The following is a 16,911-nucleotide window of genomic DNA, read 5'->3' on the forward strand; positions in this document are numbered from 1 at the left end:
TCATATCTTTACAGTCATGCTCTCTGGGTCCAGCTACCGCTTATCTACCAAAGCAATCATCCGCTCGGACGGCTCCAGTCCCAGATAGCGGCACATTAACGGGGCGAGCATAAGCTGCGGCAAAGCTTCGCCATCGCTTGCTGCCAGCAAGTCAGGCGCTTCACCGCAAATGTAGAGCGGCACATGCCGCTCCTCCGGCTCCGTCCCGCCATGATAACCGGCTGCGTTCATCCCGTGGTCGGCGGTTACGATAATACGGCAGCCTTGGGACATCCATAGCGGCATCAACGTCGCAAGCATGCCATCCACCGCGCGCACGGATGCTTCATATGGCTTGCTTTCCCCGCCGTGCTTATGTCCCGCGTCATCAATATTCATCGTATGGATATAAAGAAAATGCGGGTCATACGTTGCACGCAAATTTTCGGCGTCTACGAATAGATGGCTGTCTGGATATTGATCCTCGAAATAAAAAATACCATGCTGGATCGGCTTGCTCTCGTCATGCTGATGGCGATCCGTAATCGGGTTAAATGGCGACGAATTATAAAGCTCGCTAACCCAGTGGTACGCGGCAGCAGCCGTTCTGAGTCCTGCCTTGGCAGCAAGCCCAAATACGCTCTGCTCCTGGCTTAATCTAACGATATGATTAGCCGTAATGCCATTCTTCGCAGCCGGCGTCCCCGTAAGAAGCACTTCGTAGAGCGGACGCGACAGACTCGGGAGCTCCGATTGAACCCGGTAACAATGAACCTGTCCTTGCTCCACAAGATGCTCCATGTAGCCTAAATATTTTCGCGCCGAATCATATCTTAATCCGTCCAGAACAACAACGATCAGCCTTGGTGACGTGTCAGTCATGCGCCCTCCCTCTCTAGATGCAAGAGCTGGGAATGATCCATCGCTAAGCATACACGGCTGCTCTCTCCCAAACGCAGTGACCGGCCGTCGTTAAGCACATCGATGGTTAGCCTTACGCTGGCGGCATCTATGGCATAACGGATAATATTGCCGAGAATGGAGACCGAATGGATGGTTCCCTCCACAATCCGCTTTCCCTCGCGTACTGCCGCTAGGCGAGCTTCCTCGTCCAACAGAACGACCGATTCAGGCCGAATAGCGAAGCTATCCGCCGTACTATCCACCTGCTCGAACAATCGCATAACCTCAGGTTTAGTCAGTACGTTGTAGCTTCCCATGAAACGGGCGACAAACTCTGTTTTTGGAGTCGTGTAAATCTCTTCAGGGGTTCCCTCCTGCACGATGCTTCCGTTGTTCATCAGACATACCCGGTCGGATAAAATGAGCGCTTCTTCCTGATCATGCGTCACGAAGATCGTCGTCATATTAAAACGTTTCTGTATATCACGAATTTCTGTCCGCAGGTTTTTGCGAATTTTCGCATCCAATGCGCTCAGCGGCTCATCGAGCAGGAGCACTTTGGGCTGAACGGCAAGCGAACGAGCAAGCGCCACGCGCTGCTGCTGACCGCCGGAAAGATGCTGGGGATAGGCGCCCCGCTTGTCCTCCAGGTCAATCATGGCAAGCAGTTCCTCGGATCGCCTTACTCTCTCTTCCTTGGCGACCCCTCTCATTTTCATCCCGTATTGAATATTTTCACTGACGGTTAGATTAGGAAACAGAGCATAAGATTGAAACACCATTCCAATCTCCCGATTGCGGGGAGGAAGGTTCACGATATTTTTTTTATCTAAAATAATTTGCCCGCCGTCAATTTCCGTCAGGCCCGCAATGCAGCGCAGCAGCGTGCTCTTTCCGCAGCCCGATGGCCCAAGCAGCGTCACGAGCTCCCCTTCGCGGATTTGCAAATCAACATGATTCAGCACATTCGTGCTGCCGAATTGCTTATGAATGCCTTGCAGTTCCAAATATGCGCTCATCCTTGAATCCCCTTTTTCATTTTTTGGCCAAGCTTCATTAGGACCATAGACAACAGCAGAATAAAAATGAAATAGGAAATCGCGATAGCGCTAGCCAAGTGCCCGCTTTCCCCTAACCTCTGATAAAGGTAAACCTGTATCGTATGGATATGCCCGCCGACAAGCATGTTGGTTAGAACAAACTCACCGAATAGGATAGAGAAAGATAACAATGTCGAGGTAATGACGCCTGGCCAAATATTGGGGAGAATCACGTTAACGAACGCTTTTGCCCGGCTGGCACCTAACATTTCTGCCGAATTAAGCAGCTCAACCGCTGACACCGTTAGCAGGCTATTACGAATGCCTTGATACATATAGGGTAAAATGACAACGAAATAAGCGCCAATTAATAGATAGGCTGTTCCAGCGATATCAATTGGACCCGAGGAGTACGCACGAATGAGACCGACCGCCGCCACGACGCCAGGCACAGCATAAGGCAGCACAACAATCCCCTTCATAAACGTCTCCCATTTGGGCAGGTAGACCGTAATAATAAACACGGCCGGCAGCATAATGACGAGACTCAGCGCTACGCTTATTGCACATAAATAGAGGGAGGTCCACAGCGCGTCCAGAAAACGTATATCTTCGAACATCCCGCTGAACCATTCGGTCGTCCAGCGCGTCGGGAGTACGGTCGTCTGCCATTCCTTGGCGAATGCATAAATGAAAGTAGCTAATAAGGGTAGCAGCAAATAAATCATGAGCACCAGCATGAGCAGCCGATGCGTCCAGCCCGTCTTCTTCCTCTTCATCTCCATCACAGCTCCTCCTTCACGGCTGCCGTAAGGCGGCTCAGCTGTTTCCGGCGCTTTCGTGCCTGTACAGGGGATGAACTCGATTGAAACAATTGGGATCGCTGAACCATTTTATGATTAAGATATACAGCGAGTAAGGTAGATAACGCTAAAATAACCGCAAGCGCATTGCCGAGCTGAGGCTCGTTCACGACATCCCCCGCTACCAGGGAACCGATTCGAATGGCAAGCAAGTTGTAATTCCCTCCGACTAAGGCATAAGCCGTCGCATATGCGCCCATTGCATTCGCAAATAAAATGCCCAGCGTCCCGAAGACGGCTGGCATCAGAACCGGTATGCCGATCGTGGTCCAAAACTTCCAATTGCTTGCTCCAAGCAGCGATGCCGCTTCTTTCCATTGCTCGCGGATTCCATAGAAAGAGGGATACAGAAGCAAGAGGGCAAGCGGAACCTGAAAGTAAACATAAACCAAAATAAGACCTGTCCAGCTATACAAATCAAAATCCGAAAATACATTCCAGCCCCACTGCTTAAACAGCAGCGTAAATACGCCATTGCTGCCCAGCAGGATAATATAAGCAAAGGCGAGCGGAACACCTGCAAAATTCGAGGTCATATTGGAGAGCATAAGAAGCCGATCCCGCATTTTTGGGGAAAATCGCGTGATCGAGTAAGCGCATAGGAGACCGATGATGATTCCGATTGCACTTGAGGATATAGAAATGAGCAGGCTGTTCTTAATAGCCTTCAAATAGTATTCACTTTGCATAATTCTCGCGTAATAGCTTAGCGTAAAGCCCGGACCGTCCTCCGGCCTGACACTTCCGGCCAGCATAGACAGGATTGGAGCGAATTGAAACGCCACAATCATGACAACAAACGGGATTAACCCTAGAAACACCCACCGATTCCTTCGCCTCATGCCTGTATTCTCTCCTCCTATTAAATAAAAGGGGGCGTCTTCGGCAACAACGACGAAGACGCTCCATTTTCGGCTATCAGGTTAACGATTAACGATTAGTTCATGTGCACAAGAACGCGTTCCTGCCACAGCTGCGGTAATTTTTTAGCCGTCTCTTCCCATACCTTGTAATCGCCAACCGGCTTAACGTTAGCATATGCGTCGCTAGGGAGCAGCTTTGCCGCTACGTCCTCAGGCAGCTTTACGCTATCACGAATCGGCCTTGCATAACCTTTCGCCAAGTTAATCTGGCCTGCATCGCTCAAAATATATTCACGAGCCAGCTTCGCCGCATTTGGATGCAAAGCATATTTGTTGATGATCGTGGCATAACCGCTCACAACGCTTCCTTCTTTAGGAATGGCTACGTTGAATTGGTCCTTGCCAAGCTGGTCTTTGGAGTTCAAAGCGTTAAAATCCCATAATAACGTCACTTCGACTTCGCCTTTTTCGATGTTAGCCAGACTAGCTTCCGCATTGGAAAGGCGGCCTTTTTTTGCAAGATCCTCGAAATAAGCAATTCCTGGCTCAATATTAGATTCGTCCCCGCCAAAAGCGATCGCCGCGGCCAACACGGCCATTTGAGCCTGCGCTGCTTTTGTTACATCGCCAACGATGATTTTGTAGGTGCCGCTCTTAAGGTCTTCCCAGCTTTGGGGCGGCGTTTGGACAAGCTTCGTATTCGTTAGGAACGAAATCGAGCCTTGGTATCCTACGATCCAGTGCCCATCTTTATCTTTGGCCCAATCCGGTACTTCATCCCAATAGGAGGTTTTGTAAGCTTGCGTAACGCCTTTATCAACCGCAACCGGTCCAAATGCAATACCAACGTCGCCAATATCAGAGGTTGGCTTATCTTTCTCAGCCTCAAACTTGGCAATTTCCTCTGCGCTCGACATATCTGTATCCGTATGTGTTAACGCGTACTTGGTTTGCAGATCCGTCCATGTGTCCTTCCAGTTCGCCCAAGTGTCCGGCATTCCGACGCTTACGACAGAGCCTTCTTCCTTCGCGTTCTTCTCAAGATCAGCTACCGAGATTTCTTCAACTTCAGCACTCTCATTAGCTGCTTCCTTGTTGTTACTTCCCCCGCATGCAGCAAGCATTAGAACGAACACTGATAAAATAACGCCTACAACTAACTCTTTTTTGAACCAAAGTTTCATGATCTCTCTTTCACTCCCATGTGGATTAATGTGGGTTGTTATGAATTCTTGTTGTTTTCACCCTTTTAAAGTATAGATCGGCAATATTTTCCCCAGGTTATCTAAATTCAGCACATTTGTTAAACTAATGTATTTATATGGTAAATTTAGTGTGGGCAGCGGTCTATTTACACAAAAAAAAGAGCACCTTTAAGGCACTCTCTTAGCGTTTAGTCCTTATATATAGCACTCACATGTCTGCATTTATTTTTCCCAAAATTTTAGCCGCCGCTTCTTCCCAGTACCGCTTCATATTTTCCCGCTCATTCGCATCCTTTAGCTTTTCCTGATGAAAGCTTATGACTGTTTTGCCTGCGCTCTTTGGATTAGGAATAATGCGGATTTGCACCGTTGACGGGCTCTCCCACGTCTTCCTCTGCCATGTCATCCGAAGCTGGTGGAGCGGCTTTACGACACGCAATTCGCCAAATATGCCTTCCTTGGTTGTGTACGGATGACCAACCTCTAGCTTTAAATCTGAAATGTCGCCCAAACATAGCTTTAGTCCTACAGGAGAAATCAACAATGCCCATGCTTGCTCTTGCGAGATCGGAAATGTCCTGCGAACGCCAATTTGGAATCCTGCCGAAGCCGTCTGTCCTAACATAGCAACCGCCTCCCTATTAATTGTTGCTACTAGCTCATTTTATAACCGCGAACCTATTCTTGGGGTCATGATAGCTTCTCTATTATTTTTTGTCAATCTATGGATAGTAACCAACCGAACATGCAAAAGGCAAAGAGCGCCTAATACGGCGCTCTTTCTACACTTGTGAACGATGGCATGCCGAGAGTGAATGGCCGGTTGCACTTAATCAGCAAACGGGCTGACGCTTATGCCTTGAAGACTGATTTTGCCATAGCCGCCTGTCAGTTTAATGCTGTTGTCCGTCCCTGGATTCAGCGTCACTGTAAGGCTGGCTTTGCCGGTAAAATCGGTCAAGCTTCCCGTCGACAACGCATTTAGCAATGAATAATCATGGCCATTGACCGTCAGATTCAGCTTGGCGAGACGCTCTGCCGTGGCATAACGAAAATGAATCGTTGCTCTGCCGCCCTTCCCTCCATCGACATTGTCGAACTGGCAGTAGGAGCCTGCCGCTTGCAAATGGGTTACAACGCTGGAGCCTTGCTCGTTTGTTTCGATTGCTGCCCCACCGTAAACGCTGCATTTCTCTGCCGGGTAGGCCTTTTCGTTCGGATTGGGTGCAGGAGCATCCCCGACTGATTGAACGCCTTCCTTAGTCTGGACGACGGTCTTGATCGTTCCGTCTTCATTGAAGTACAAATAGTCGATGCACATGCTTCGCAAATTGCCTTCGCCCGAGATATCTTGATTATGGTAGAACAAATACCATTGTCCCTTAAATTCCGCCACGGAGCCATGAGTTGTCGAGCAGTCGGTCGGCTCCAGAAAGATCCCCCGATAGGTCCAAGGGCCAAGCGGATTTTCGCTGGTAGCGTATCTCATCCGGTTATTTCCGTCCAGATTGTCCGCGTAGGTCAAATAGTAGAGGCCCTCTCTTTTGAATACCCATGCCGCCTCGTGAAAATCCTCCAACCCTTCCATTTCCCGCATTTCGCCCTTAATCGACATCATATCCTCGTTCAGCTCGCCGCCCTCGCATCGGCTGCCGCCGCCGTAGTACATGTAGGCACGGTCATCATCATCCACCAGCACGCAAGGATCAATGAGCGCAAATCCCCCAAGCCCTTCAATATAGCCCTGATCGGTAAAGCCGCTTGCAGGCCTTTGGCTCGTTGCGACCCCGATTTTCCAAGTGTCGTTCCAGCTGGAGCCGCTCGGATGCGGATAATAGAAATAGTAGGTTCCGTTCTTGTAGGCCGCATCAGGCGCCCACATAAAGCCGCCTTCCGGTCTGCCCCAAGCCACATCATCCGAGCGGAGAATTTCTCCTTCATCTACCCAGTTCACCATATCCGACGAGGAAAACACATGATACCTGTCCATCAGATCGCAGCCTCTTGCCGGGTCCATGTCATGGGAAGCATAAATATAAACCTTGCCGTCCCCCCACACGTGGGCAGATGGGTCGGCCGTGTATATTGACGTCACAATGGGATTTTTCGAAGTTACCTTCATGGATGGTGCCGATACGCCTTCGTTTCTCATTATTTTGATCCTCCTATTGTCGTTAAAAATGAACGATTTACTTAATATATACGCTCACTCCAGCATACCCCGCATGACTAGGCGTCACCATGGGACGATATTAAACAATATAGTCGAATCTAAACTGATTTTTTTATAAAAAAATCCACAACCTTTTATGGTTGTGGATTTGAATGGTGGAGATGGGTAACTGCTGAACTATATTTGGATCGCGATTTGGATGACATATTTATCCGGATCTCCAACAGCTAAATAACTAAGCAAATCATATTCGTATGCGTTGCCCGTAATCGTCAAATGATTAGCGGCGATAGTACATTAACGTAACCATATTGCCCCGTCAAGGAACATGAGGCGCTGCTATCAATTTAGGGGCGGTTAATTAAGGCAGTTGTTCCTCATAATACCTTACGGGAGCAAAATTTTATTGCGCATCTTTGGAGGATTACAAATGTCTACCTTTCATCTCTCTAAGCTTCAACGCTGGATTGTGCTGGCGATCGTGTCCAGTGCCCTGTTTCTAATCGTCATTGACATGACGGTGCTTTATACCGCACTCCCGCAGCTTACGCATGACCTTTCTGCTACCGCTTCGGAAAAGCTAAGGATCGTCAACATTTATCCGCTTGTGATGGCCGGGCTGTTGCCCGGTCTCGGTACTTTAGGCGATAGGCTCGGTCATAAGAGGCTTTTCGTCAGCGGGCTTATTCTATTTGGGATTGCTTCCCTGCTTGCGGCCTACGCGCCATTCCCGCTCGTTCTTATTGCCGCGCGTGCCCTGCTTGCCGTTGGCGCCGCGATGATGATGCCGGCAACCCTTTCCATCATTCGCACGACCTTTTCGGATGAGCGCGAGCGCTCACTAGCCATCGGCATTTGGGCATCCGTCTCCTCTGTCGGAGCCGGAATCGGCCCACTCATTGGCGGTTTATTGCTGGAGCATTTTTGGTGGGGCTCGGTGTTCCTGCTCAATATTCCAATCGTCATTATCGCTCTGCTTTTAGCCGTTCTGTTTATCCCGAACCTTAAAGGGCATCCAAGCAAAACATGGGATTTTATCGGTTCCGTCCAGATTATGATTGGCCTCGTTGGTCTCGTGTATGCAATCAAGGAGGTCAGCAGGCGTGATGGCTCGTATGCCATCGCTTTGATTTCAGCCGCAATTGGAATTATGGCTTTGATTTTGTTTTTGCTGCGCCAACGTAAGAGCACCGATCCCTTAATCGATTTTGCCTTATTTAAAGATTCTCGCTTCACGATAGGCGTGCTGACAGCTCTGCTGTCTTGCTTTGCTCTAATAGGAATGGAATTGATCGTCACCCAGCGGCTTCAGCTCGTGCTTGGGTATTCCCCCCTAGAAGCCGGCCTGTTCATTATATTTACTCCGATCGCTTCATTCCTCTCCGGAATAATCATCGGGCTAGTGCTGCATCGCGTGGATAAGATGAACGTACAATGGATTTGTTTGTTTATCTCTGGTCTCGGGATGGGTGCGTTTCTGCTCTTCCATAATGGAAATATCATTGCACAGGTCGTATCGCTGTTGATTCTGGGGGCGGGTCTTGGCGGAGCGATGACTGCTGCTTCTAATTCGATTATGATTCATGCCCCTATTGAGAAAGCAGGCATGGCCGCATCCATCGAGGAAGTCTCGTTCGAGCTTGGCAGCACGCTGAGCATTACGCTTCTGGGCAGCCTTTCGTCGTTCATCTATACCGCTTCATTCGTTATTCCTGAAGGACTAGCCGTCTCTCCGGTCGTTCGGGACAGCTTAGACGAGGCACTAATGGCAGCAGAAAATTTGTCCGCCACAGCCGGATCCACCCTCATTCATATCGCGCAAGCGGCATTTGATAAGTCGTTTGTTGCGGTCCTAGCTACTGCTACACTCATTCTTATGATCGCTGCGTTTATGGTCCGTGCCGCTGCATATCGTGCCAAGGTTAGGGGCAATTAGAGCTGATTGTAAAATACGCGATAAACAATGGGGCAGAAATTCGAGGCTGTTATTGCTTTGGCAGATGTCGATTATTCCGGGACTGAGCGTTTGCATAACTCGGATCCCGGAGAATCTTGCTTTCTAACTGTCATACAATAAGGCTCCAATTGCCCCGCAATACTCGCCATTATCAATGAACAAGGGCGAGGCTCCTCTTAGCTTTGTATAATTTTGAACAACCTCTTTAAGAAGGTCGTTTCCAATGAAAGATGAACCGATGAAAATGACGGATGAGACGCCACATTGGCCCGCAGCAAGCACGCTAACTGTAGCTGCCGTTTCCCCCACTAGGCCGATTACAGAAGCCAGTAGTTCTTCCTTCGACAATTGATCTGCAGCTACCAACGGCAGTATATTTCCGAAATTACTTGCGGTTAAATCTCCTGGAATGGGAGGCTCTGCGCCTGCATAAATATGCTTTACTTTCAAATCGATGCGGTCACGCTCTCCCTTAACTGCGGATGATACAATGGTTTCATAATCTGTTATCCCAGTCAGCAGCTGCGACAGCCCCATTATGGTTCCGCCGCCAACCCCGGTTCCACCGACCCTTTTTTGACTGCTGGGACCGACATGGTGAATCGAAGTGCCGGTACCCACATTCGTTAAAATATACGTTTCCTCTAATATAGCGTTCTTCGCAAGAAGATAACGCACACCGCTGCAGGTTGCCTCGAATTCAACGATCTCCGCCGCTTTCTCTGCCGCTTCTTTGCTCAAATAGGATTTCAATAAAGCGGCTTTACCGCCCGTGATACAAATCTTAGCGTTATCGAATCCGCTTATCTGCTGAGCCACATTTTCCAATTGGGAGATCGGGAACTTGTTGAATTCGAGCGCGCCGCTCTGCATCCATGCGACTTTAATTAGTGTACCGCCAGCATCTATTCCAATTTTCATCATTGATTTATGTACCCCGCTATTGTATAGACATTTATTCCATTATTCGGCTGCGCCTCTCGAGCCTCTTTCTAGTCGCTCTAGAAGATTCGTACGTACCTCCGGCCATTCATTCGCCAGAATCGAATAATATGCCGTATCCCTAATGCCCCCTTCACTGGCGGGAGCATGTGCCCTGCGGACACCTTCAAATGCTGCGCCAAGCCGTTGTATGGCGGAACGGGAGCGCTTGTTGCGGGCATCTGTCTTTAGTGTGACTCTAATCGCATTCCAAGATTCAAACGCATGGGTAAGCATTAAAAGCTTGCACTCTGTATTGACTCCCGTGCGCTGAGCAGAGGGAGCATACCAAGTGCTCCCGATTTCAGCAACGGTTGGAGGGGTCGCATCTGTTGGCGAAGGGCCGCTGGAGACACCCGGCGGCCCTGGAGGCGGCCAAGAAAACACTTCAAGATCAAGAAAACGTGTCGTTCCGACAATGCGGCCCGTTTCGATATGACGTACCACAAATGGCATGGCCCGGCCTTTGTCCAAAGACATTAATGCGCCGTCTATGTATCGTTTCGTTTCTTCATGACCGTTAGGTACATTTGTAAACGAATAAGTCGATCGATCCTCCGCGGCAGCAGAGCAGAGATCATGAACGTGGTTCATCGTCATCGGCTCCAGGCAGACTATACGCCCCAGAAGCGTTACTGGCGTTAGCATGGCATCACTACCTTTACATTTGTACTTATGAAAGGACGCCCACAGCGACCAGCACCCAGCCAATCATAAATGAAAGTCCGCCCAGCGGTGTTATTGGACCAAGAAAGCGAGCTTTCGCAACACTTAACACGTATAGGCTTCCCGAGAACAAAATAATTCCCGCTGCCAAAAACCAGCCTCCCGTAACGATGATCTGAGCATCGGGATATTGGCCCGCAAGCAGTCCGATCAAAATTAAACCTAATGCATGTGCAATGTGGTATTGCACGCCTACCTCATATACCTTCAGCTTATCCGGCGCCAATTTGCTCTTAAGCGCATGTGCGCCGAACGCACCAATCGCAACCGCCAAAACCATCAAAATACTACCGAGTATAACAAAGGTTTGCATATGTATTTCTCACCTCATTTTCAATTTATATGTTTAGCATATCATGATTAAACAGGGTATGGAATTATTCTCATGTCTCTACTCTCTTGATTTACCGATGCCATAATAGTAAGGTTGTTTGTTGGAACATCATCAGGAGGCATCTACGTGAAATTCTTTCAATCTACCACCACGGAGTGGCAGGGCTGGTCCCGCAACATTCGTCTATTCTTTCTAGCTAACATGTTATATCAAATAGGAACGGGTATGTTTGCAGTACTATACAACTTATATATCCACGAGCTCGGTTACCCCGACGCCATGAGCGGAAAAATCGTAAGTATGCAATCACTCGCAACGGCGTTATGCTTCATTCCGATTGGTTTGTTCGGCGATCGCGCCAGCCGCAAGCGATTGCTCGTCATTGGCGCTCTATGCAGCGGTATCGTACTAGCTGGCCGCTCCTTATTCGAATCAGAGAGCAGTCTGCTTACGATGGCCGTTCTGACAGGCTTATTTGCTGCTATCTTTCAAGTGCTCGCGATTCCTTTCTTAGCCGAAAATATAGCTAAAGCAGACCGGCTGCGCATATTCAGCATCTATTCTGCCTTTGTGCTCGCTTCCCAGGTTGCCGGCAGCCTTGGCGGAGGCGTCATTGCCGATATTTTGCAAACCGTAGGATTTGATAAGCTGCTCTCGTTTAAAATCGTTTTGCTCGCAGGCAGCCTAGCGGCAATTGCGGCATTTCTGCCATTGCAGGCTATAAGAGAATCAACACGTGCTCAGAAGCAGGCTGACCAAGCCGTTAACAAAGACATTGCGGCAAGCCAAAGCGCGCAATCAAGCAGTGAAATTAAGTTTATTGCCAAGTTTGCCGCGATACAGCTATTAATCGGCATCGGGTCCGGACTTGTCGTTCCTTATTTAAATTTATATTTCACGAATCGATTCTCGATTTCGCTTAGCGCGATGAGCTTCTTGCTCTCATTAGGACAAGTAATGACGATCATCTCCATGCTCATTGGTCCATCACTAGCTAATCGAGTTGGGCAAGTGAAAGCGATCGTTATTTTCCAAACCCTTTCGCTGCCGTTTCTGCTGTTAACTGGCTTCACCAATCTGCTGCTCGTAGCATCTATCAGCTTTTTATTTAGGCAGGCGCTTATGAATGCCGCTAACCCGCTTCAATCTGCTATTCTCATTGACCGGGTCTCTGCCAAAAAACAAAGCCTTGCCAATTCCTGCATGCAGACAGCCTTTATGCTTGGATGGGCTACAATGGGGCCGGTTCATTCTCATCTTATCGCTGCCTATGGTTATTATTGGGGTTACGCCATTACGTTCAGCATCACAGGAATATTGTATGTTACCGCGTCTATGCTTTTCTTTATGCTATTTCGCCAGAAGCGGTCAACTGCGCATAAAAAAGCCGCTCCATCCCTATGAAGCGGCCGCAAAACTTGTTTGATCCCATTGGTTATGAATGCAGCCTCTACCTTGGGATTATTCTTCATTTCCATGAAAAAGGCTCTTTATTTCTCGAATAATAAATGATTCAGAGCCGGCTTGACTGGCCTGCCTGCAATGAGCAGGCCTTCCCTGACAAATCCCTCTTCACGCCCTTCCAGTTCATGTATGAGCACTTCTCTCCAAGCCGCGACTTCTGCTGACTGCTCCGGCTGCTCCGCCAAATTGTTCAGCTCCTGCGGGTCCTGAAGCAGATCAAAAAATTGCTCCTTGCCTGTCTGCGAATACCAAATATATTTGACCTTGCCGTCTGTTACGTATTGGTTGGACAGTTCACCGAGCGCCATTTCCCCATGCACATATGATCTCCATTCGGGCCCTTCCCCTTTGCATAACGGCAGCAGGCTCTTGCCCTCCACCGTCTTCGGAATAGGTGCACCCGCCGCTTCCAGAAGCGTCGGCATAATGTCCCTGAGCTCGATCGGCTCATCAACATCGCTGCCCGCTCTTAAACCCAGCTTCCCGCCGGGATCGCATACGATAAACGGTATTTTTGCGCTCCCCTCGTACGGAAGCCCTTTGCGGAATAGATGATGGTCTCCCATCAGCTCGCCGTGGTCGGAGGTGAACAAAATGAGCGTGTTATCCAGCACATTGTATTCCTGCAGCGCGTTCAGCAGCCTCCCGATCTGATCGTCCAGATGGGTAATAAGCGCATAATAGCCAGCCTTCGCACGGTTGAGGCGCCGCTTCGGAAGCTTGCCTGCAATGGTCGTCGGATTGAACCTGCCTCTCTCCGCTGCGGCTTCGTCAGCCCAGTCGCCTACGGGAGAGTCCGGCATTTCAACATCCTTATACAGATCGAAGTAAGCCGCAGGAGGATCAAGCGGCGAATGCGGCCTGACGAACGAAGTCCAGAGGAAAAAAGGCTTCCCGGGATCCCTTCTCCGCAGAAAATCAATCGATTCCGATACCGTCCAGTTTGTGGGATGCAGCCCTTCATCCAGGTGCCAAGCTCTTGCCACCGTAGAGGCGTTGCAATCGAGCCCGTGGTCCGTCAGATCGGCATCCGGTCCCGCCATCCGCCACAACCACTGCAAGTAATCGTCGCATTGATTGAAGTGCTCCCCGTAAGAAGCTGCTGCATTTCGGTTATGATGCAAATAACCGTCATGCAATACGATATTGTGAAATCCGCATAAGTTGCGGGTTGGATATACATGCATCTTCCCAACGCATTGCGTATGGTAATCTTCCTTTGCCAGCTCCCCCGCCAGCATATGCTCGTACGTCCATGGGATGCCGTCGGCATAGCCGACTCTTCCGTGGGAATGCTGCCCCATTCCCGTCATAATGGCGGCTCTTGCCGGAATGCATACCGGCGTAGCGGAATACGCGTTATTGAACAGGACGCCTCGATTTGCGAGCGCATCCAAGTTTGGCGTTTCCACAACCGGATGATTCTGAATGCTCAAGCAATCAAAGCGCATTTGGTCTACAGTAATTAGCAGCAGATTCGGTTTCACGGTTTACCCCCTCATGGTCTCACTTTCGCTCATTTGTTCACGGCTGCCGGCATGATTTGATTTTTATATTGCGACAATTCGATTGACTTGCCTTTATGAAGCCTGGATTCTTCCGCGGCAAAGGCCATCAAATGACTCCGCACAGATACCGTTGCAGAAGATAAGCTTTCCACATCACTCTGTCCATCATTTCGCACTTCATTTATAAAGGAGCGGACAATTCCGGCATCCCCGCCTCCATGTCCCGATTCAGACGCTTCCAGCTTCACCACACGTTTTTCCTTCTTAACAAACTGATGAATCGTAATGGCATCATCCATCATATTCCCGCGAATATCGCCTTTTGTCCCCATAATTTGCACGATGCGAGTGTTGTCCTCTGTAAAACCGCACATACTAAAGGTTGCTGTTGCTCCGCTGGCAAATTCCATATTGACCACCTGGTGATCGACCACGTTGTTGTCTGTCTGGTACACGCATCGACCGTAAGGACCTGTACGGAGCGCTTCCATGATTTCCTCATCCGTATCGTTATTCGTAAATTTCCGCGACCATCCTCGTCCTTCATTCAAATAGTAGTTTACCGCATGATACTGGCACTCTTTCTCTGCCGCGCAGCCTTCAGCACAAAATGCAGGCGCTCCTTCCGGCTTATTTCCTTCATGAAAATGCATCAAGGACCCAAACGAGCTCACACGCTCGCAAGGCTCATCCATAATATAAGAAAGAATATCCATATCATGACAAGATTTCTGAAGAATCATCGGGCTTGATTCGTCGCTATTGCGCCAGTTCCCCCGAACAAAGCTGTGCGCCATATGCATATTGCCCACATTCTCATTTAATTGGACAGAAACGATATCACCGATGGCTCCCTGCTCAATCTCATGCTTGATCGTCTGCCAAAAAGACGTATAACGCAGCACATGGCAGATCGTCAGCAAACGTCCTTGCTTAAGTGCCTCCTGTTCCATTTCCACACACTCGCTAGGAATAGGCGACATCGGCTTTTCCAACAATACGTGATAACCAAGCTGCAGCGCTCTAATAGTAGGCTCTAAATGCATATGATCCATAGTGCATATAATAGCCGCATCGGCGTCTTTCTTCTCTGCCAAAATATGCTCCCAGGAATGATATTGCTGTTCATCTGTTAATTGATGCGCTTTAGCAATCATTTCCCGCCGCCCGCTATTCGGATCTGCTACCCCAACAATACTAAGGTCCTCTTGATGGGCAAGCGCATAAGGAGCGTAAGCGCGAATTCCCCGGTCTCCCGCTCCAATCAGAATCGCTCTAATAGGCTTCATGCGAACTCTCTCCTTTTTGATTTATTGCAAAAAGGGGTGGCAGCAGCATTTTATTGCATAGCACCCCTTCCGCATTCACGTATTAATGATTCACTTTCTCCTGATAAGCAGCCGTCATATCCTCTGCAACTTCTTTCAAGGTTGGATCATTGCGCAGCTGGTCTATTAATTTATCATAGTTTTCAATCGTATCTTTTCCGATAATAACCTTCGTGCGCATATCGCTCACTTTTTTGGAGATTTCGGGATAGTATTTGTTGTAAACCTCAGAATACAATTCAAGGCTAGGGTTTGGCGTCTTGATCTTTTTACGTTCATTAACGATTTCGACATTCCGATTGTAAACGTCATCCGGCATGCCCACAGCGCCTATCGACATGTCATCGCTGATGAGATGAATCAAATTGTTCATATTGCCGTCACCCACTTGGTCGATAGCGCTTTGAGGAGTAGCTATTTTGCGGCCATTCTCTACCGTATAATGGACGCCCTCAATCCCATAGGTAGCAAGCTCATTGCCTTCCTTCCCATAAGCGTAATCGAAAAATTTCAGAATCTCTTTCAATTTATTTTCCGAAACCTTCTTCGGGATCAAATACACGCCATAATAAGAGGAACCTGATGGCGTATATTTCACTCCGCTTGCATTCTCCAAATAAGTGATTGGCACATAGTCGGCAGTCGGAACAACCTCACGTATAACGGAACCCGTAACCCACGCATGGTTCATCGATTGAGAAGTACCGCCCGATTTGCCTCCACGAATCACGTCTACCGTTTGCGAGTATTTCATAATGGCAAAATCTTTTGGGAATAGCCCTGCTTCATATGCCTTTTTAATCCATAGCAGAGCATCGCGCGACTCATCTTCTGTTATGGCAGGAACAAGCTTATCCTCTTTCAGTTTCCACTGCCCTTGCGTACCGTTAAACACGCCGTATACAAAGCCTAATGTATCGTAATTAGCGGAATAAGGAATTTCATCCGCCTGGCCATTTCCGTTAGGATCCTTTTCCTTAAATGCCTTTAGTACATCATAAAATTGATCCATCGTCGTAGGCGTTGCGAGTCCTAGCTTGTCCATCCAATCTTTACGCAGGATCGGAAAAGCCCCGCCTCCGTAGCTAGGATAAAACCTGGGAATGGAGTAGTTTTTCCCTTTAATCTTCGAATCAGACCACGCCAATTCTAGATTTGGGGCGCTTAGGTTCGGATAATCCTTTATGTACGGCGTCAAGTCCCAGAACACGCCTTGATCAACCATCTTCTGCAGCTGCGGATTCACCAATGACTCGACAAACGTAACCTCAGGCAAATCGCCGGATGCCAGCATGACATTAATCTTTTCCTCGGAGGTTGAAGGCGACAGCCATGTAATATCAAGCTTGGTATTGGTACGCTTCTCAAATTCTTTCCAAATCACGTTTGTGTTGTCAATAAATTCAGGCGCATAATTCAGCGTCTGGATTTGAATTTTCGTTGGAGCCGAAGAATCAGAAGCCTCCTTTGTACTGCTGCATGCCGTTATGAGCATGCTTGATCCCACAATTACAACGATGGATTTCGTTAACAAAGACTTCTTCAGCTGTGTGCTTTGTCGATTCATGATCATACCTCCTCAGATTA

Annotated in this window: 15 protein-coding genes; 2 read left to right on the forward strand and 13 right to left on the reverse strand. The window is 48.7% G+C overall.

All coding sequences use genetic code 11. The annotated features are described in order from the left end of the window. Nucleotides 1–33: 33 nt before the first annotated feature. The 7 genes from ADU23_RS07365 to ADU23_RS07395 form a co-directional block, all read right to left on the reverse strand. Nucleotides 34–861 carry an alkaline phosphatase family protein gene (locus tag ADU23_RS07365; RefSeq protein ID WP_053373153.1) on the reverse strand — a complete coding sequence of 276 codons (828 nt, stop codon included), beginning with the start codon at nt 859–861 and terminating at the stop codon, nt 34–36. Beyond that, nucleotides 858–1,901 carry an ABC transporter ATP-binding protein gene (locus tag ADU23_RS07370; RefSeq protein ID WP_053373154.1) on the reverse strand — a complete coding sequence of 348 codons (1,044 nt, stop codon included), beginning with the start codon at nt 1,899–1,901 and terminating at the stop codon, nt 858–860. The genes ADU23_RS07365 and ADU23_RS07370 overlap by 4 nt, the downstream gene beginning before the upstream one ends. Continuing rightward, nucleotides 1,898–2,707, reverse strand: a complete 810-nt coding sequence (locus ADU23_RS07375; protein ID WP_157265678.1) for an ABC transporter permease — start codon at nt 2,705–2,707, stop codon at nt 1,898–1,900. Before ADU23_RS07375 ends, ADU23_RS07370 begins: the two co-directional genes overlap by 4 nt. Beyond that, nucleotides 2,707–3,627 carry an ABC transporter permease gene (locus ADU23_RS07380; RefSeq protein WP_053373155.1) on the reverse strand — a complete coding sequence of 307 codons (921 nt, stop codon included), beginning with the start codon at nt 3,625–3,627 and terminating at the stop codon, nt 2,707–2,709. Before ADU23_RS07380 ends, ADU23_RS07375 begins: the two co-directional genes overlap by 1 nt. A 95-nt stretch (nt 3,628–3,722) precedes the next feature. Further along, entirely contained in the window at nt 3,723–4,832 is a 1,110-nt protein-coding gene (locus ADU23_RS07385; protein WP_053373156.1) for an ABC transporter substrate-binding protein, read from the reverse strand. Nucleotides 4,833–5,061: 229 nt separating this feature from the next. After that, the gene (locus ADU23_RS07390; RefSeq protein WP_053373157.1) at nt 5,062–5,478 is read right to left on the reverse strand and encodes an SRPBCC domain-containing protein; all 417 of its coding nucleotides are present in this window, start codon (nt 5,476–5,478) and stop codon (nt 5,062–5,064) included. A 204-nt stretch (nt 5,479–5,682) separates the two neighbouring features. After that, nucleotides 5,683–7,005, reverse strand: coding sequence for a family 43 glycosylhydrolase (locus ADU23_RS07395; RefSeq protein ID WP_063845965.1), 1,323 nt, complete (start codon nt 7,003–7,005; stop codon nt 5,683–5,685). Between the two features lie 451 nt (nt 7,006–7,456). Between ADU23_RS07395 and ADU23_RS07400 the strand changes: the two genes are divergently transcribed. Beyond that, a complete protein-coding gene (locus tag ADU23_RS07400) occupies nt 7,457–8,962 on the forward strand; it encodes an MFS transporter (protein WP_053373158.1) in 1,506 nt (501 codons plus the stop codon). 123 nt (nt 8,963–9,085) lie between these two features. Here ADU23_RS07400 and coaW read toward each other — a convergent pair whose 3' ends face one another. The 3 genes from coaW to ADU23_RS07415 are packed head-to-tail and all read right to left on the reverse strand — an operon-like array spanning nt 9,086 to nt 11,003. Next, the gene (coaW, locus tag ADU23_RS07405; protein WP_231637333.1) at nt 9,086–9,907 is read right to left on the reverse strand and encodes a type II pantothenate kinase; all 822 of its coding nucleotides are present in this window, start codon (nt 9,905–9,907) and stop codon (nt 9,086–9,088) included. 39 nt (nt 9,908–9,946) lie between these two features. After that, a complete protein-coding gene (locus tag ADU23_RS07410) occupies nt 9,947–10,612 on the reverse strand; it encodes a GNAT family N-acetyltransferase (protein WP_053373159.1) in 666 nt (221 codons plus the stop codon). Between the two features lie 25 nt (nt 10,613–10,637). Further along, nucleotides 10,638–11,003: a DUF423 domain-containing protein gene (locus ADU23_RS07415; RefSeq protein WP_053373160.1), complete on the reverse strand. Its 366-nt coding sequence runs from the start codon at nt 11,001–11,003 to the stop codon at nt 10,638–10,640. A 147-nt stretch (nt 11,004–11,150) separates the two neighbouring features. Between ADU23_RS07415 and ADU23_RS07420 the strand changes: the two genes are divergently transcribed. Next, a complete protein-coding gene (locus ADU23_RS07420; RefSeq protein WP_053373161.1) occupies nt 11,151–12,428 on the forward strand; it encodes an MFS transporter in 1,278 nt (425 codons plus the stop codon). Between the two features lie 86 nt (nt 12,429–12,514). On the opposite strand, the gene ADU23_RS07425 is transcribed toward ADU23_RS07420, so the two are convergent. The 3 genes from ADU23_RS07425 to ADU23_RS07435 form a co-directional block, all read right to left on the reverse strand. Next, nucleotides 12,515–13,975: an arylsulfatase gene (locus ADU23_RS07425; RefSeq protein WP_082311035.1), complete on the reverse strand. Its 1,461-nt coding sequence runs from the start codon at nt 13,973–13,975 to the stop codon at nt 12,515–12,517. 29 nt (nt 13,976–14,004) lie between these two features. Next, nucleotides 14,005–15,285 (reverse strand): Gfo/Idh/MocA family protein, encoded by a 1,281-nt coding sequence (locus tag ADU23_RS07430; protein ID WP_053373162.1) that lies wholly within the window; start codon nt 15,283–15,285, stop codon nt 14,005–14,007. Between the two features lie 82 nt (nt 15,286–15,367). Then, on the reverse strand, nt 15,368–16,891 hold the full coding sequence (locus ADU23_RS07435) for an extracellular solute-binding protein (protein ID WP_053373163.1): 1,524 nt from the start codon (nt 16,889–16,891) through the stop codon (nt 15,368–15,370). Between the last annotated feature and the right edge of the window lie 20 nt (nt 16,892–16,911).

The sequence above is a fragment of the Paenibacillus sp. FJAT-27812 genome, from assembly GCF_001273905.1.
GTDB lineage: Bacteria > Bacillota > Bacilli > Paenibacillales > Paenibacillaceae > Pristimantibacillus.

Excerpts from the sequence above, each read along its gene's own strand:
- ADU23_RS07365 (WP_053373153.1), bottom strand. The coding sequence starts at position 861 with ATGACTGACACGTCACCAAGGCTGATCGTTGTTGTTCTGGACGGATTA.
- ADU23_RS07370 (WP_053373154.1), bottom strand. The coding sequence starts at position 1,901 with ATGAGCGCATATTTGGAACTGCAAGGCATTCATAAGCAATTCGGCAGC.
- ADU23_RS07375 (WP_157265678.1), bottom strand. The coding sequence starts at position 2,707 with ATGGAGATGAAGAGGAAGAAGACGGGCTGGACGCATCGGCTGCTCATG.
- ADU23_RS07380 (WP_053373155.1), bottom strand. The coding sequence starts at position 3,627 with ATGAGGCGAAGGAATCGGTGGGTGTTTCTAGGGTTAATCCCGTTTGTT.
- ADU23_RS07385 (WP_053373156.1), bottom strand. The coding sequence starts at position 4,832 with ATGAAACTTTGGTTCAAAAAAGAGTTAGTTGTAGGCGTTATTTTATCA.
- ADU23_RS07390 (WP_053373157.1), bottom strand. The coding sequence starts at position 5,478 with ATGTTAGGACAGACGGCTTCGGCAGGATTCCAAATTGGCGTTCGCAGG.
- ADU23_RS07395 (WP_063845965.1), bottom strand. The coding sequence starts at position 7,005 with ATGAGAAACGAAGGCGTATCGGCACCATCCATGAAGGTAACTTCGAAA.
- ADU23_RS07400 (WP_053373158.1), top strand. The coding sequence starts at position 7,457 with ATGTCTACCTTTCATCTCTCTAAGCTTCAACGCTGGATTGTGCTGGCG.
- coaW (WP_231637333.1), bottom strand. The coding sequence starts at position 9,907 with ATGATGAAAATTGGAATAGATGCTGGCGGTACACTAATTAAAGTCGCA.
- ADU23_RS07410 (WP_053373159.1), bottom strand. The coding sequence starts at position 10,612 with ATGCTAACGCCAGTAACGCTTCTGGGGCGTATAGTCTGCCTGGAGCCG.
- ADU23_RS07415 (WP_053373160.1), bottom strand. The coding sequence starts at position 11,003 with ATGCAAACCTTTGTTATACTCGGTAGTATTTTGATGGTTTTGGCGGTT.
- ADU23_RS07430 (WP_053373162.1), bottom strand. The coding sequence starts at position 15,285 with ATGAAGCCTATTAGAGCGATTCTGATTGGAGCGGGAGACCGGGGAATT.
- ADU23_RS07435 (WP_053373163.1), bottom strand. The coding sequence starts at position 16,891 with ATGAATCGACAAAGCACACAGCTGAAGAAGTCTTTGTTAACGAAATCC.